Source organism: Massilia sp. UYP32, assembly GCF_050434365.1.
GTDB classification, from domain to species: Bacteria; Pseudomonadota; Gammaproteobacteria; order Burkholderiales; family Burkholderiaceae_D; genus Telluria; species Telluria timonae.
Map to the genome: position 1 here is coordinate 92918 of NZ_JBNDIK010000005.1, position 14679 is coordinate 107596.

Annotated in this window: 14 protein-coding genes; 10 read left to right on the plus strand and 4 right to left on the minus strand. The window is 65.5% G+C overall.

Annotated features, from left to right (window positions below; all coding sequences use genetic code 11):
* Positions 1-76: 76 nt before the first annotated feature.
* Positions 77-1189, plus strand: coding sequence for a metallophosphoesterase (locus ABIB42_RS05445; RefSeq protein WP_005670253.1), 1113 nt, complete (start codon positions 77-79; stop codon positions 1187-1189).
* Between the two features lie 3 nt (positions 1190-1192).
* On the opposite strand, the gene ABIB42_RS05450 is transcribed toward ABIB42_RS05445, so the two are convergent.
* The gene (locus tag ABIB42_RS05450; protein ID WP_429248026.1) at positions 1193-2281 is read right to left on the minus strand and encodes an MBL fold metallo-hydrolase; all 1089 of its coding nucleotides are present in this window, start codon (positions 2279-2281) and stop codon (positions 1193-1195) included.
* A 338-nt stretch (positions 2282-2619) separates the two neighbouring features.
* On the opposite strand from ABIB42_RS05450, the gene ABIB42_RS05455 reads away from it, so the two are divergent.
* Genes ABIB42_RS05455 through ABIB42_RS05465 form a run of 3 tightly spaced genes read left to right on the plus strand, consistent with a single transcriptional unit; the run spans position 2620 to position 5316 of the window.
* Positions 2620-3783, plus strand: coding sequence for a sialidase family protein (locus ABIB42_RS05455; protein ID WP_040777752.1), 1164 nt, complete (start codon positions 2620-2622; stop codon positions 3781-3783).
* Entirely contained in the window at positions 3783-4490 is a 708-nt protein-coding gene (locus ABIB42_RS05460; RefSeq protein ID WP_005670245.1) for a hypothetical protein, read from the plus strand. The genes ABIB42_RS05455 and ABIB42_RS05460 overlap by 1 nt, the downstream gene beginning before the upstream one ends.
* 4 nt (positions 4491-4494) lie before the next feature.
* Positions 4495-5316: a hypothetical protein gene (locus ABIB42_RS05465; RefSeq protein WP_005670244.1), complete on the plus strand. Its 822-nt coding sequence runs from the start codon at positions 4495-4497 to the stop codon at positions 5314-5316.
* 46 nt (positions 5317-5362) lie between these two features.
* On the opposite strand, the gene ABIB42_RS05470 is transcribed toward ABIB42_RS05465, so the two are convergent.
* Positions 5363-5806, minus strand: a complete 444-nt coding sequence (locus tag ABIB42_RS05470; RefSeq protein WP_429248027.1) for a YybH family protein — start codon at positions 5804-5806, stop codon at positions 5363-5365.
* Between the two features lie 124 nt (positions 5807-5930).
* Between ABIB42_RS05470 and ABIB42_RS05475 the strand changes: the two genes are divergently transcribed.
* Genes ABIB42_RS05475 through ABIB42_RS05485 form a run of 3 tightly spaced genes read left to right on the plus strand, consistent with a single transcriptional unit; the run spans position 5931 to position 7390 of the window.
* Entirely contained in the window at positions 5931-6368 is a 438-nt protein-coding gene (locus tag ABIB42_RS05475; protein ID WP_429248028.1) for an antitoxin Xre-like helix-turn-helix domain-containing protein, read from the plus strand.
* Between the two features lie 3 nt (positions 6369-6371).
* On the plus strand, positions 6372-7058 hold the full coding sequence (locus ABIB42_RS05480; protein ID WP_273034059.1) for an RES domain-containing protein: 687 nt from the start codon (positions 6372-6374) through the stop codon (positions 7056-7058).
* An 11-nt stretch (positions 7059-7069) separates the two neighbouring features.
* On the plus strand, positions 7070-7390 hold the full coding sequence (locus tag ABIB42_RS05485; RefSeq protein WP_429248029.1) for a DUF2288 domain-containing protein: 321 nt from the start codon (positions 7070-7072) through the stop codon (positions 7388-7390).
* Between the two features lie 49 nt (positions 7391-7439).
* Here ABIB42_RS05485 and ABIB42_RS05490 read toward each other — a convergent pair whose 3' ends face one another.
* Positions 7440-9422, minus strand: coding sequence for a bifunctional 2',3'-cyclic-nucleotide 2'-phosphodiesterase/3'-nucleotidase (locus ABIB42_RS05490; RefSeq protein WP_429248054.1), 1983 nt, complete (start codon positions 9420-9422; stop codon positions 7440-7442).
* A gap of 153 nt (positions 9423-9575) precedes the next feature.
* On the opposite strand from ABIB42_RS05490, the gene prfB reads away from it, so the two are divergent.
* From prfB to lysS, 3 genes are all read left to right on the plus strand, one after another.
* A protein-coding gene (gene prfB, locus ABIB42_RS05495; protein ID WP_143054595.1) for a peptide chain release factor 2 occupies positions 9576-10680 on the plus strand; the annotation gives its coding sequence in 2 pieces (ribosomal slippage) (positions 9576-9656 and positions 9658-10680; 1104 coding nt in all).
* Between the two features lie 15 nt (positions 10681-10695).
* The gene (locus ABIB42_RS05500) at positions 10696-11361 is read left to right on the plus strand and encodes an HAD family hydrolase (protein ID WP_005670235.1); all 666 of its coding nucleotides are present in this window, start codon (positions 10696-10698) and stop codon (positions 11359-11361) included.
* A gap of 26 nt (positions 11362-11387) precedes the next feature.
* Entirely contained in the window at positions 11388-12926 is a 1539-nt protein-coding gene (gene lysS / locus ABIB42_RS05505) for a lysine--tRNA ligase (RefSeq protein ID WP_005670234.1), read from the plus strand.
* Between the two features lie 162 nt (positions 12927-13088).
* Here lysS and ppnN read toward each other — a convergent pair whose 3' ends face one another.
* Positions 13089-14495, minus strand: a complete 1407-nt coding sequence (gene ppnN, locus ABIB42_RS05510) for a nucleotide 5'-monophosphate nucleosidase PpnN (protein ID WP_005670233.1) — start codon at positions 14493-14495, stop codon at positions 13089-13091.
* Positions 14496-14679: the final 184 nt, after the last annotated feature.

A 14679-nucleotide genomic window follows, 5' to 3' on the forward strand; every position in this document is an offset into this window, starting at 1 on the left:
GACATGCAGATTGCATTCCCGCTATGATTGCCCGGTTCTGGACTACGCTCGCCGGCCCGAACCGGTGTAAGTACGCATGTTTTCACTCATCCTCAACGGCATCGGCACACTGATGCATTTCTACGTGGCGCATCGCCTGTATGCGCTGGCGCCGATACGCACGCGCGTCAAGGCGCGCTGGTGGTGGCTCGGCGCCGTGGTGGTCTGGGCCGTCTACCTGCTCGGCGTGCGCCTGGGCGACGCCGCCCTCGACTGGCGCTGGTGGCCGGGTCAGTTCGCCATGACCTGGCTCGGCATCCTGTTCGTGATGACGCAATACCTGCTGCTGGCCGACCTGGCGACCGGCTTCGGGCTATGGCTGCGCCAGTGGGCGCCAGGGATCCTGGCGGCCGGCGCCATCGCCGGCGTGTCGGTCAGCGCCTTCGCCATCTTCCAGGCGGTGCGCGCGCCCGGCATCGTCGAGCACGAATTGACGCTGGCCGGACTGCCGCAAGCGCTCGACGGCACGACCCTGGTCGCGATCAGCGACACCCACCTCGGCGCCCAGCGCCGCGCCGCCTGGCTCGGCAAGCGGGTCGACCAGATCAATGCCCTGGAACCGGCCGCGGTCGTGATGCTGGGCGACCAGGTCGAGGACGAGCCGATCAACGACGACCAGTTGGCGCCGGTGCTCAAACGCCTGCGCGCGCCGCTGGGCGTGTGGGCGGTGACGGGCAACCACGAATACTACGGCGACGCCGGCGGCACGATCGAGGAATTCTCCGCCGGCGGCGTGCAATGGCTGCGCGACGAGCGGGTCGAGATCGCGCCCGGCCTGCACCTGGCGGGGCTGGACGACATCGGGCGCGCCATGCGCGGCGGCGGTGATATTTACGCCGGACTGGAGCGCACGATTCCGAGCCGCGCGCAGGGCGCCACCATCCTGCTGGCGCACATCCCGGCGCCCGGCCTGGTCGAACGCGCGGCGCGCGAAGGCGTGAGCCTGATGCTGTCCGGCCATACCCACGGCGGCCAGATCTGGCCGTTCAGCTATCTGGTCAAGCGCGAATTCCCGCACCTGGTCGGACTGCACCGCGAAGGCGACATGCAGCTGGTGATCAGCCGCGGGGCCGGCGGCTGGGGGCCGCGCATGCGGCTGTGGCAACCGGGCGAGATCCTCAAGCTGACCCTGCGCGCGCCGCAACCGTGAGTGTCAGCGCGGGCCCGACGCGCGGTAGGTCTCGCCGATCTTCATGACGAAGAATTCGTCATCGGCCACGCCCTGCGCCTTGCGCGCGGTGGCCAGGTCGATCGCGGCCTGGTCCAGCCTCTCCTGCCCCATCGGATACGTCCCCCAGTGCATGCCGACGCTGCGTTTGACGCGCAGCTCGCGGTGGATGCGCACCGCTTCGTCCGGGCTCACGTGCGAATTGCGGTACCAGACCGGCTGGTAGGCGCCGATGCCGATCGCCGCCAGGTCGAAGCCGTCGAAGCGCGCCGCGATGTCCTGGATGTCTTTCGAGTACCCCAGGTCGCCCGAGAAGAAGAAAGAATGCCCCGGGCGCGTCACCGCGAAGCCGCCCCACAGGGTCTCGTTGCGGTCCCACAGCGAGCGCGCCGACCAGTGATGCACCGGCAGCAGGTGCAGTTCGAGCCCCTGGTAGACGGTCTTGTCCCACCAGTCCAGCTTGACGATGCGAGAGCGGTCGCCGCCGGTGACGTTCTTTTCCAGCCACAGGTCCACGCCCAGCGGCGCCACTAGCAGCGGCGGGCCGCCGGCCTGGCGGTACAGCCGGCGCAGCGAGTCGCGCGACAGGTGGTCGTAGTGCGAGTGGCTGATCAGGACCACGTCGATGCGCGGCAGGTCGGCGAGCGCCACGCCCGGCGGCTGGTGACGCTTCGGCCCGGCGAAGGACAGCGGCGAGGCGCGTTCGTCGAACACCGGATCGAACAGCAGGTTCACGCCCGTCCCGGTCTGGAACAGGAAGGTCGCATGGCCGATCCAGGTCAGCGCCGGGGTGCCGCGGTTGGCGTGGATGAAGGCCAGGTCGGGCGCCACCGTCGGAATCGGCGCGCTCGGGGCGCGCACGGATGCGTCCTCGGTCCAGTTCCTGATGCGCGCCGCCCAGCCCTCGAAGAAGCCGAGTGTCGGGCGCTGGTAGGCGGGGTTGTTCGGGTAGTTGTTGGCGAAACCTTCGGGCCGGTGGTGCGGCTTGCTGGAGTCGAAATAAGGATGTTGGTTCGCACACCCAGCCCCAAGCAAGACAAGGATCAGGATGAGGTGTACGGGTAAAGTACGCATGCAGCAGAGTCCGGGCTGTCGAAAACGCAAGTATAGGGGCAGTTGCAGGCGGAGTTGTGGCCTTGTTATCGAGAAATTGCCGATAACTTGGCAAGCTTGCCATGATCTGCCCTTACCTGGCGGTATCCAGCGTGTCATGACGCCTGTCCAGGCATCGATTTCGGACCGATATCGCCTCTGACTGATGTGTTTTCCGTGGCTTTCCGGTACGATAGCGCCTTTTGCTGGCTGGCCATTTAGCGCTAGCAACCCCGCAGCGACATCCTCGCCTCCCGGGACGTTCAATGCTCGAACCCGCGGTGCAGGACGCAAAGCTGGGTTCCCTCTACTGGAAGCGAATGGAGAATCCCCAGATCCCTCAGCCGCGCCCCCGCAATCTCGTCTTGCTCGGCTGTGTGCTGCTCGTGCTGCTCATGATCGGCGCCGAGGGCCTGCGCTGGAGCCGCAGCGCCCACGCCGCCGGCCAGCCGAGCCTGGCCGGCGCCATGCGCGGCGGCCCGGTCACGCTCACCGAACTGTCGAGCACCCATATTCCCGCGCCGCAGGGCATGCCGTCGGCCCACGCCAGCTCGATGACGCCGCTGCCGGGCAACCGCATGCTGGCCTTCTGGTGGGCCGGCAGCCGCGAGAGCGGTCCCGACGTCAAGGTGTATGCCTCGACCTGGGCCAATGGCGCCTGGAGCGCGCCGTGGATGGTCGCCAGCCGCGAGTCGCTCGGCGCCGCGCTCGGTTTCGGGGTGCGCCGCATCGGCAATCCGGTCGCCTGGACCGACCGCGACGGCAAGATCCACCTGTACGTCGTCGCCACCGGCCTGGGCGGCTGGGCGGCGTCGCGCATCGCCCACATCGTGTCGAACGACCAGGGCGCCAGCTTCCGCGTGCGCCGCGTGCTGCCGACCTCGCCGCTGTTCAACACCAGCGCGCTGGTGCGCACCTCGCCGCTGGCGCTCAGCGATGGCGGCTGGTGGCTGCCCGTCTATTTTGAGATCGGCAACAAGTATCCGATGCTGATGGCGTTCGACGCCCAGGGCAACCCGACCTCGCTGGCGCGCATCGGCCAAAGCACCTCGACCCTGCAACCGGCGATCGTGGCGGTGTCGAAGACCGAGGTGCGCGCCCTGCTGCGCGACGACAGCGACGCGCGCCGCATGCAGCACGCGGCCAGCCTCGACGGCGGCGCCAGCTGGCAAGACCTGCCGGCGCTCGACCTGCCCAACCACAATACCTCGATGGCGGCCATTCGCCTGTCCAGCGGCCAGTTCCTGATGCTGCACAACCACGCCGCCGACGACGCCTCGGCGCGGAGCAGGTTGCGCCTGTCGATTTCCGACGATATGCGCACCTGGCGCACGGTGGCCGACATCGCCAAGGGCAAGGCCGGCGACGAATTCTCGTATCCGACCCTGCAGCAGGTCGGCGACGAACTGCATGTGACCTACACCTGGCAGCGCCAGGCGATCGCCCACCACCGCTATCGCATCAACGCCGGAGGACTGATTTGATGAACCTGCCGGATCTCTCGCTGCAAATGCTGTACGGCCGCCTCGGCTGGGCGATCGTCCTCGCCACCCTGGCGTGCGCGCTGTGGCGCCGCTCGGCGCCGATGTCGCGCGTGGCGCTGGCCGCGGTGCTGGCGCTCGCGCTGGCGGCGATGGCCCTGCCGGGCGAACTGTCGCCGGCCTGGTGGCTGGGCCTGGCCTTCCAGTATCCGAGCGGCTTGCTGGTCGGCTGCTGCCTGCTGCGCCTGGCCGAGCGCTGGCATGGCATCCGCCGCAGCCAGGTGATGCCGCAGGCGCTGGCCGGCGTGCTGGTCGTCAGCGGCGCCCTGCTGTATCTCGACGCCGTCGGCTTCCTGGCGCGCGGTTTTTATTATGCCGGCTTCGGCCAGGCCGCCGCGCCGCTGCTCGGCATCGCCGCCGCCATCGTCTGTGTCGTGGCCATCATGCGTGGCCATGCGCGCGGGCCGGCGGCGAGCCTGCTCGGCGCGCTCGCCCTCTTCGCCCTGCTGCGCCTGCCGACCGGCAACCTGTGGGATGCCCTGATCGACCCGCTGCTGTGGGCCTGGGCCGTGGCCGTCCTGCTGGCCGCCGCGCTGCGCCGCACCGGACGCCGCGCTTCCGACCGCCTGGCGGAACCCGAGCCCGATCCGGTCCCGGCGCCAGGACTGCGGCCGCTGGCGGCCGAACATTTTTCGTCTTTGAAGGAGTAATTTAGTGGTACATAACAAATGGTACAAGCATCCGGTGATCATCTCGGCCAGCATCATCAACGCGTTCTGCCTGCTGCTGGCCCTGATCTGGGCCAACAACCCGCATGAGCTGTCGCGCCTGCTGGTGGAAGACGGCATCGTCGAATGGATGCAGTTCCTGGCATTTTCGCTGACCTCCGGCCTGCTCGGCTATGTCGCGATCGACCGCTGGAAGACCGAGGGCTTCAATCTCGGCGTGCTGGTGCTGGCCGGCCTGACCGGCCTGGTCGCCCTGGCCGCGCTGGAAGAAATCAGCTGGTTCCAGCGCATCCTGCAGATCCAGTCGCCGGAATGGTTCCTGCAAAATAACCGCCAGGCCGAGACCAATCTGCACAACCTGGGCTTTGGCAAGGAAAGCCTGCACAAGGCCGTGCTGCTGAAGGTCATCGTCATCACCGGCCTGATCCACAACCTGTTCCTGCCGCTGCTGGCGCTCAAGCGTCCGGCGATCCGCGCCTTCGTCGAGCGCTTCGGCCTGTACCTGCCGCCGCTGGCCGCGTCGGTGCCGTACCTGATCCTGGTGATCCTGTCGCACCTGCTGGTCGACCATCCACGCAAGGGCGAGCTGGGCGAGACCTTCGGCGCGGTGCATTACATGGCCACCGTGTTCGGCGCCTATTTCGTCGGCGTCGCCTATGGCAAGAAACCGCTGTTCGAAGGCATCAACGCGCGCCGCGTGTCGGTGCTGTTCACGCTGCTGATGTTCTATCTCCTGATGACCGGCTGGATGCTCAGCGCCGGCGCCGGCGCCGATGCGGCCATCGCCACGGGCCTGGGCGCAGACTAAAGCGTCAACGGGGCGGCGCACGCGTCGCCCCAACTTATCCTCACGACTACTTCCTGCAGTCGCACCCGCGGTCGAACACGACCGCCCATCTCCCCGGCGCTTCCAGCCGCCACACCGTGTTGAAGCTGCCGATGCGGCGGCCGGCCGCATCGCGGATCGGACCGCTGCTGTAGGCCAGCGTGCCCGACTCGACCACTTCCACCTGCTCGGGTTCCCACGAGAACGGCGGCTGCTGGCCGTCGTAGTAGCGGCGCCAGGCTTTCAGCACCGCGTCCTTGCCGCGCTTGGCGTCGCTGCCCGTCATGAACACCGCCTCGCGCGACAGGTAACGGCCGAAGCCCTCGAAGTCGCGCCCCGCCATGGTGGCAGCGAAGGCGCGCTCGTGCGCCATCACCTGGTTGCGCAAATCGTCGTGCGAAACACGCGCACGGCCGGCGGCGATGGCGGCCACCAGGCAGACGACGATCAATGATAGCGAGCTGAGGCGCATTCCGCGAGGTCGAAACTTTGCTATTTGGCAATTGAGCGATTCTGTCACGGGGCGGCCCGCTTGACAACCGCTCCTTGCACGCTATCCTGAAACGGAGTATAAACACTCCACGATCGGAGGAATCATGAGCCTAGCCTACGCCTACCCCAAGAGCCGCTTCGAGCCGGCAACCCTGGTCGACCTCCACTCGCGGGCCGAGCGCGAGCGCTTGTCGCAGTCGGCGCTGAAGGGTTTCTTCCGGCTGGCGACGGCCTGGAACCTGCGCGACGACGATGCGCGCGAACTGCTCGGCGGCCTGTCGTCCTCGGCGTTCTACGACTGGAAGAAGAACCCCGACCGGGTGCTCGAAGTCGACCGCATCACCCGCATTTCTTACCTGCTCGGCATCTATAAAAGCCTGCACATCCTGTACAGCGACAAGCTGGCCGACGAATGGGTCCAGCTGCCCAACACCAACCCCATCTTCGCCGGCCGCACGCCGCTCGCCTTCATGCTCGGCGGCGGCCTGCTCGCGATGCAGAGCGTGCGCCGCCTGCTCGACGCCCGCCGCGGCGGCCTGTAAACGATGGGCAATCTACGGCCGCGCCTGACCCTGCTCCGCCAGAACGATACCTGCCGCCTGATCCCCTCGCGCTTCGCCGACATGGAAGAGTCGGTGCTGGCGCCGCTGGCCGACGGCGACGACGTGCTGCGCGACCTGTTCGACCTCGATAACGCCACCAACGACCGCCTGCGCGGCGAGTCCGGGCTGTTGCCGGGCATCGGCATGGACGAGCTGGTGTTCGGCGTGCCGAACTTCCGCATCATCAATGCCGCCTTTACCTATGCGCGGCCCGAGGGCAGCCGCTTCAATGACGGCGACCGTGGCGCCTGGTATTGCGGCTTCGATGCCGAGACGTCGCTGGCCGAGGTGATCTTCCACAAGACGGTGGAATACGCCGAGATCGACCGCTTCGACGACAGCGTCACCTACCAGTGCCTGCTGGCCGATTTCAGCGCCAGCTTCCATGACGTGCGCGGCATCGCCGCCTACGAGGACTGTCTCGACCCGGGCAGCTACGTCGCTTCGCAGGCGCTGGCCAACGAACTCCTCGACGGCGGATCGATGGGCGTCATCTACCCCAGCGTGCGGCACCCGGGCGGCACCTGCCTGGCCTGCTTCCGGCCGGCGCTGGTCGGCAATGTGCGCAAGGCGCAGACCTATCGGTTAACATGGGCGGGTTCGCCGCATCCTGCGGTCGAGATTCTTTGAACAGATTCACGATGAAAACCAAACCCGAGAACGACACCGAACTGCACGACAAGATCAACCGCGAGACCGGCCGCATCAAGTGGAGCGAGTTGCAGCGCCACTTCGCCAGCGGCTCGGTGATCTGGGTCAGCGAAGCGCTGGACCTGATCAACGTCGCCCTGCGCATCGCCCACGACGACCGCGACAGCGTGACGCGCTGGATGAACGAAGGCAGTGTGGCCAAGGTCAGCGATGCGCAGGCGCAGGGCTGGTCGGAGGCCGACGAGGTCTTGTGGGCGTCGGTGGTGAGCCCGTTCGTGCTGGTGCAGCCCGAGAAAAAGCAGCTGCATTAAAAAAAACGCCGGCAGTCGCCGGCGTTTTTGCTTCACGTTGTTGCTTCGCTTACTTCGACAGGTCCACCGCGTACAAGGCCGTGCCCTTGCCGCTGCCATCGTCGGCCTTCAACTGGCTGACGTTGTCGATTCCCGCCTCCCGCGCCAGCGCGACCAGCTCCGGCGCCGAATGGAACACCACCGGCCCGGCGGTCTTCACCTGGGCAAAGCGCCAGCTGCGCGCCGCGCCCTGCGCCTTGCGGCTCAGTTCCCTGGCATTACGGATGTAGTCGATCAGGATGTCGCGGTTATTGTCGGGCGAAGCCAGCACCACATTGCTGCCATCCAGGCCCGGGAAATCGCCGCCGCCGCTGGCGCGGTAGTTATTGGTCGCCACCAGGAATTCCTGATTGGCCTCGACCGGATTGCCCTGGTAAGACAGTTTGCGGATGCGCTCACCCGGCGCGCGCGTCACGTCGATCTCGTAGCTCACGTCGGGCGAGGTGATGGTGTCGAAATTGAAGCTCGGGAAGCGGCTGTTGACCAGCTCCTGCGCCTCTCGCTGCGCAGGATCGATGGTATTGAAACGCCCCGCCGCCGTTTCCAGCCACGCTTTCAGGCCCGCGCCGTCGACCTTCACCGCATACAGCGAGTTCGGGAACAGGTACAGGTCGGCCGCGTTGTTCAGGGCCAGGTCGCCGGCCGGCACGTCGGTGTAATCGGCCACGGTCGGAAAGCCCGCCTTGAATGGCGCCGTCACCGACAGCACCGGCAGCTTCGCGTACTGCGGCAGGTTGGCCTGGACGTACTTGCGGACATACTCGGCCTGGGCGCGGTTGACCACTTCCAGCGCCGATGGATCGCCGACGTCGGCGAAATAGGTCGTCATGCGAAACGCCGACCTGCCGACCGGCGTCTTGACGTAGGCGATGGTCGCCTCGTGCTCGGCGCGCACCAGCGCCGTCACTTCAGGGTCCGGCGCGACGAAGGTCTTCGGCGCGGTCTGGGTCGAACGCGCCTCGACCACGGTCTTGTCCTTCTCGACCGTCCAGTGCTTGCCGTCCGACTTCAGGTGCAGCTGGACCACGCCCAGATGCTTGCCCCACTGGCTCGGCATCACGGCGGGCACACCGTGCACCAGGCCGCGCGCCTTGTCCACGCCTGGCAGGTTGAACTGGGGCACGCTGCTGTCCTTGTTCGGGAACAGCTGGTGCGAGTGGCCCATCAGCACCACGTCGACGCCCGGCACCTTGGCCAGGTGCCAGTTGGTGTGTTCCATCTTCGGCGAATAGGCCGCGTCGTCGAGGCCCGAATGGCCCAGCACCACCACCAGTTCCGCGCCCTTGTTGCGCATCTCGGGGATGTAGCGCTCGGCGCTGGCCTTGACGTCGACCGGCTTGACGCGGCCCTCGAGCCAGCGCTTGTCCCAGGCCATGATCTCGGGCGGCGTGAAGCCGATGATGCCCACCTTGACGGTGCTCTCGACCTGCTTGCCGTCCTTGCCGGTCGCGACGATCTTCTTGTCGATGATCTTGTAGGGCGCGAACAGCGGCTGGTCGGTCTGCAGGCTGTGGATGTTGGCCAGCACGATCGGGAAGTTCGGGCCGGCGCAGGGCTTGGCCTGCGGCGCGACGTCCTTGACCTGGAAGCTGCTGCCCGTGACCTGGTTCAGGAATGGCAGGCCATAGTTGAACTCATGGTTACCCACGGTACCGCCCTCGTAGCCGAGCGCGTTCATGATTTTATAGATGCCCAGCACCTGGTCGCAGGCCGGCGGCTTGACCAGCGCCTGGTAGTCGGCGAAAGCCGTGCCCTGGATCGTGTCGCCATTGTCGAGCAACAGCGTGTTGGCGAATTCCTTGCGCGCCTGCCGGATCAGCGTGGCGGTGCGATCGAAGCCGATGGAGGCGTCCGGCGCCAGCTTGTAGTAATCGTAGCCGACCACGTTCGAATGCAGGTCGGACGTCTCGAGCACGGCCAGCACGGCGGTCGCACCGCTCGGAGCCTGGGTGGCGTGGACGGGAAGGATGAGCAGCAGCGGCGCGAAGGCCATGCCAATCTGGTAACGCAAAATGCGGTTCATGGGGAATCCGGGAAACTAGACGGGGCCGATGATACGGCAGCGGCGACTCCCATGGCAATCCATACGGCCACGTCAGGTATAATCCCCGGTTCGATTCAACCAACCAATGAGACTGCCGAGACCATGGAAGCCGAACGCATCAACGCCATTTCCGCCCTGCTGAACGACCTGACCGGTCGTGAGGCCGAACTTCGGAGGTATCTTTGACTTCGATAAGAAGTCGGAGAAACTAGAACAGGTCAACCAGGAGATGGAAGACCCATCGATCTGGAACGACCCGAAGAAAGCCCAGGAAATGGGCAAAGAGAAGAAGGCGCTGGAAGGCGTCGTCCTCGTCCTCGAAAAGGCCAAGGGCGACCTGGCCGACGCTCGCGACCTGTTCGACATGGCGCGCGAAGAAGGCGACGACGACACCATCGAAGCGGTGTCGGGCGACCTCGATGAAGTGCAGAAAGTCATCGAGGCGATGGAATTCCGCCGCATGTTCAGCAATCCGATGGACCATGCGAACTGCTTCATCGACATCCAGGCCGGCGCCGGCGGCACCGAAGCCCAGGACTGGGCCTCCATGCTGCTGCGTCAATACCTGCGCTACTGCGAACGCAAGGGCTTCAAGGCCGAGATCCTCGAACAGTCCGAGGGCGAGGTCGCGGGCATCAAGACCGCCACCATCAAGGTCGACGGCGAGTATGCCTATGGCCACCTGCGCACCGAGACCGGCGTGCACCGCCTGGTGCGCAAGTCGCCGTTCGACTCGGCCAACGGCCGCCATACCTCGTTTACCTCGCTGTTCGTGTATCCGGAAGTGGATGACTCGATCGAGATCGAGATCAACCCGGCCGACGTGCGCATCGACACCTACCGCGCATCGGGCGCCGGCGGTCAGCACATCAACAAGACCGATTCTGCGGTGCGCCTGACGCACGCCCCATCGGGTATCGTGGTCCAGTGCCAGAATGACCGTTCGCAGCACCGCAACAAGGCCGAGGCCTGGGACATGCTGCGTGCGAAGCTGTACGAGCTCGAACTGCGTAACCGCATGAGCGAGCAGCAGAAACTGGAAGACTCCAAGACCGACGTCGGCTGGGGCCACCAGATCCGCTCCTATGTGCTCGACCAGTCGCGCATCAAGGACCTGCGTACCGGCTTCGAGACGGGCAATACCAAGAACGTGCTCGACGGCGATCTGGACGATTTCATCTCCGCATCCCTCAAGCAGAACGTTTAATAAGGTAGAGCCCCGATGACCACTCCCGCCCGCGCGCTGATCTTCGACATGGATGGCACCATCGTCGACAATATGGACTTCCACACCAAGGCGTGGATCACCTTCTTCGCGCGGCGCGGGAAAGTCATCGAGCCCGATGCCTTCTTTCGCGACACGGCCGGCCGCCAGGGCAAGGAAATCCTGCGCCACTACATCCGCGAAGACCTCACCGACGACGAGCTGGCGACGCTGAACCACGAGAAGGAAGATCTGTACCGCGAGCTGTACGGCCCGCACCGCGCGACCCTCCCCGGCTTCGATGCCTTCATCGAGGCCGGCCGCGCCCGCGGCTGGAAACTGGCGGTGGCCACCTCGGCTTCGCCGGGCAGCGCGCGCTTCATCCTCGACGAGATGGACTTGCGCCCCCGCTTCGACGCGGTGGTCGTCGGCACGGTCGACGTCCCGCGCGGCAAGCCGCATCCGGACGTCTTCCTGAAGGCGGCCGACCGCTGCGAGACGATGCCGGCCGGGTGCATCGTGTTCGAGGACGCGCCGCTGGGCGTGGAAGCGGCGCGCCGCGCCGGCATGCGCGCGGTGGTGCTCACCACCACCCTGCCGGCCCAGGCCTTCGCCGAGTTCGACAACGTGATCGCCGTCGTCAACGATTTCACGCAGCTGGACGTTGAGACGCTGCTGGCCTGAACCAACCAAAACTAGAATCAAATTACATGAACACCGAAAACCAAGAACAGGCTCCACTGCTGGCGGCCGACGAAAACAAGATCATGGCCGAGCGCCGCGCCAAGCTGGGTGCGATCCGCGAGAAAGGCGTCGCCTTCCCCAACGATTTCGTCCCGCAGCACAAGGCGGCCGACCTGGTCGAAATCTATGGCGGCAAGACCCGCGAAGAGCTGGAAGCCGAACCGGTCGCCGTCGTGCTGGCCGGCCGCATGATGCTGCGCCGCGAAGCGGGCAAGAAAGCCGCCTTCGCCACCCTGCAGGATAGTTCCGGCCCGGCGGCATCGGGCCGCATCCAGGTGTACATCGCCCTCGACAACGCCGGCGAGGAAGCCATGGAAGCGCTGCGCAGCTACGACCTGGGCGACATCCTGGGCGTCGAAGGCACGCTGTTCAAGACCAAGACCGACGAGCTGACCGTCAAGGTGACCGCGCTGCGCCTGATCACCAAGGCGATCCGCCCGCTGCCGGACAAATTCCACGGCCTGGCCGACCAGGAGACCAAGTACCGCCAGCGCTACGTCGACCTGATCATGAACGAAGAGACGCGCCGCACCTTCAAGGCGCGCACCGCCGCGATGTCGTCGATGCGCCGCTTCATGGAAAAGAACGGCTTCATGGAAGTCGAGACCCCGATGCTGCACCCGATCCCGGGCGGCGCCGCGGCCAAGCCCTTCATCACCCACCACAATGCGCTGGACATGGAAATGTACCTGCGCATCGCGCCGGAACTGTACTTGAAGCGCCTGGTCGTGGGCGGCTTCGACCGCGTGTTCGAGATCAACCGCAACTTCCGCAACGAAGGCGTGTCGGTCCGTCACAACCCGGAATTCACGATGATGGAATTCTACGCGGCCTATACCGACTACAAGTGGATCATGGACTTCACCGAACAGGTGATCCGCCAGGCCGCGATCGATGCCCAGGGCAGCGCGGTGCTGAGCTACGGCGGCCGCGAGCTCGACCTGTCGAAGCCGTTCCAGCGCCTGACCATCGTCGAGGCGATCGACAAGTACGCGCCGGGCTATACGCCGGAACAGCTGAACGACGCCGAGTTCATCAAGACTGAACTGAAGACCAAATTCGGCGTCAAGCCGTTCGCCACCGCCGGCCTGGGCGCGCTGCAGCTGGCGCTGTTCGAAGAGACCGCCGAAGCGCTGCTGTGGGAGCCGACCTTCATCGTCGACTATCCGGCCGAAGTCTCGCCGCTGGCGCGCGCTTCGGACACCCGCGAAGGCGTGACCGAGCGTTTCGAGCTGTTCATGGTGGGCCGCGAGATCGCCAACGGCTTCTCGGAGCTGAACGATCCGGAAGACCAGGCCGCGCGCTTCCTGGCCCAGGTGGCCGCCAAGGATGCGGGCGACGACGAGGCGATGTTCTACGACGCCGACTACATCCGCGCGCTGGAATACGGCATGCCGCCGGCCGGCGGCTGCGGCATCGGCATCGACCGCCTGATGATGCTGATCACCGACTCGCCGAATATCCGCGACGTGCTGCTGTTCCCGCACTTGCGCAAGGAAGACTGATGGATGAAAGCCGCCGAAAGGCGGCTTTTTTGTTTGTGGCGATGTCGTGGGGTGGACGGGTCTCCCGTCCACGCGTTCAAACATCGTTTGAAGGATGCTCGGTCAATCGACGCCGGTTGAACGCGTGGACGGCAAGCCGTCCACCCCACGGATATGCCACCGTTACTGCACGATCGTATAGCAAGGCGTATACGCCTTGCCCGGCAATTTCATGCGGCTCTGCTCGACGAATGACGCAAGCAGCGCATCCATCGGCCCCATGATCTCGGCCTCTCCTTGAATCTCGTACTTGCCGTACTGCTCGATCGCGCGAATCCCCTCTTCCTTCACGTTCCCCGCCACCACGCCCGAGAAGGCGCGGCGCAGATTGGCCGCCAGCAGGTGCGTCGGGATGCCGCGGTGCAGGTCGAGGTTGCGCATGTTCTCGTGCGTCGGCTTGAACGGTTTCTGGAACTCGTGGTCGATCTTGAGCCGCCAATTGTAGTAATAGGCGTCGCTATGCGCCTTGCGGAAGGCGCGCACCTCTTGCACGCCGGCCTGCATCGCGCGCGCCACCGCATCCGGGTCGTCGATGATGATCTGGTAGCGCCGCTGCGCCTGTTCGCCCAGGGTCACGCCGATGAATTGATCGATCTGGGTGAAGTAATCGCGCGCGGACGCCGGCCCCGTGAACACCAGCGGGAATGGGATCTCGGCATTGTCCGGATGGAGCAGGATGCCCAGGATGTACAGGATCTCTTCGGCGGTGCCGGCCCCGCCCGGGAACACGACGATGCCGTGGCCGGTGCGCACGAAGGCCTCGAGGCGCTTCTCGATGTCCGGCATGATCACCAGGTCGTTGACGATCGGGTTCGGCGACTCGGCCGCGATGATGCCCGGCTCCGAGATGCCCAGGTAACGCCCGCTGCCAAGGCGCTGCTTGGAGTGGCCGATGGTGGCGCCCTTCATCGGGCCTTTCATGGCGCCCGGTCCGCAGCCGGTGCAGATGTCCATCTCGCGCAGGCCGAGCGCATAGCCGACCTTCTTGGTGTAGTTGTACTCGATGCGGCTGATCGAGTGGCCGCCCCAGCACACCACCAGGTTGGGATTGCGCTGCGGCTGCAGCACGTTGGCGTTGCGCAGGATGTGGAAGACGGCGTCGGTGATGCCCTCGCTGCGGGTCAGGTCGAATTTGGGATTGTCGGTGACGTCGAAATTGACGAACACGATGTCGCGCAGCACCGAGAACAGGTGCTCGTGGATGCCGCGGATCATCTTGCCGTCGACGAAGGCATTGCCCGGCGCGTTGCGGATGTCGAGCTTGATGCCGCGCTCGCGCTGCAGGATGCTGATGTCGAAGGAGGCGTAGCGCTCCAGCAGCTCCTTGCCGTCGTCGATGTCGCTGCCGGTATTGAGCACCGCCAGCGCGCATTTGCGGAAGACATCGTACAGGCCGGCCTTGCCGGTCTCGAGCAGCTTGGCCACTTCGGCCTTCGACAGGACTTCCAGCCGTCCCTGCGGCGAAATCAGGGTATCGACCAGTTGCAGGCTTTCGGGTGAAACGAGTGTATCGACTACGTCGTGGGTCATGGTCGGGTTTTCCTCTTCTCTTCTTAGAAACGTTACGGCCTTTACAGCAATATACGCCAAACCGCCGCGATTCGTGCTCGCTGCACGCCCCAAAATCGTGAGGCGTGCCCAGTGCGGTGCACCATCTTCGAACCGTATTAACACATCTGGAAAAAGTTTTCTTGTGATGAAGAATATGCACTAG

Excerpts from the sequence above, each read along its gene's own strand:
- ABIB42_RS05445 (WP_005670253.1), top strand. The coding sequence starts at position 77 with ATGTTTTCACTCATCCTCAACGGCATCGGCACACTGATGCATTTCTAC.
- ABIB42_RS05450 (WP_429248026.1), bottom strand. The coding sequence starts at position 2,281 with ATGCGTACTTTACCCGTACACCTCATCCTGATCCTTGTCTTGCTTGGG.
- ABIB42_RS05455 (WP_040777752.1), top strand. The coding sequence starts at position 2,620 with ATGGAGAATCCCCAGATCCCTCAGCCGCGCCCCCGCAATCTCGTCTTG.
- ABIB42_RS05460 (WP_005670245.1), top strand. The coding sequence starts at position 3,783 with ATGAACCTGCCGGATCTCTCGCTGCAAATGCTGTACGGCCGCCTCGGC.
- ABIB42_RS05470 (WP_429248027.1), bottom strand. The coding sequence starts at position 5,806 with ATGCGCCTCAGCTCGCTATCATTGATCGTCGTCTGCCTGGTGGCCGCC.
- ABIB42_RS05475 (WP_429248028.1), top strand. The coding sequence starts at position 5,931 with ATGAGCCTAGCCTACGCCTACCCCAAGAGCCGCTTCGAGCCGGCAACC.
- ABIB42_RS05480 (WP_273034059.1), top strand. The coding sequence starts at position 6,372 with ATGGGCAATCTACGGCCGCGCCTGACCCTGCTCCGCCAGAACGATACC.
- ABIB42_RS05485 (WP_429248029.1), top strand. The coding sequence starts at position 7,070 with ATGAAAACCAAACCCGAGAACGACACCGAACTGCACGACAAGATCAAC.
- ABIB42_RS05490 (WP_429248054.1), bottom strand. The coding sequence starts at position 9,422 with ATGGCCTTCGCGCCGCTGCTGCTCATCCTTCCCGTCCACGCCACCCAG.
- ABIB42_RS05500 (WP_005670235.1), top strand. The coding sequence starts at position 10,696 with ATGACCACTCCCGCCCGCGCGCTGATCTTCGACATGGATGGCACCATC.
- lysS (WP_005670234.1), top strand. The coding sequence starts at position 11,388 with ATGAACACCGAAAACCAAGAACAGGCTCCACTGCTGGCGGCCGACGAA.
- ppnN (WP_005670233.1), bottom strand. The coding sequence starts at position 14,495 with ATGACCCACGACGTAGTCGATACACTCGTTTCACCCGAAAGCCTGCAA.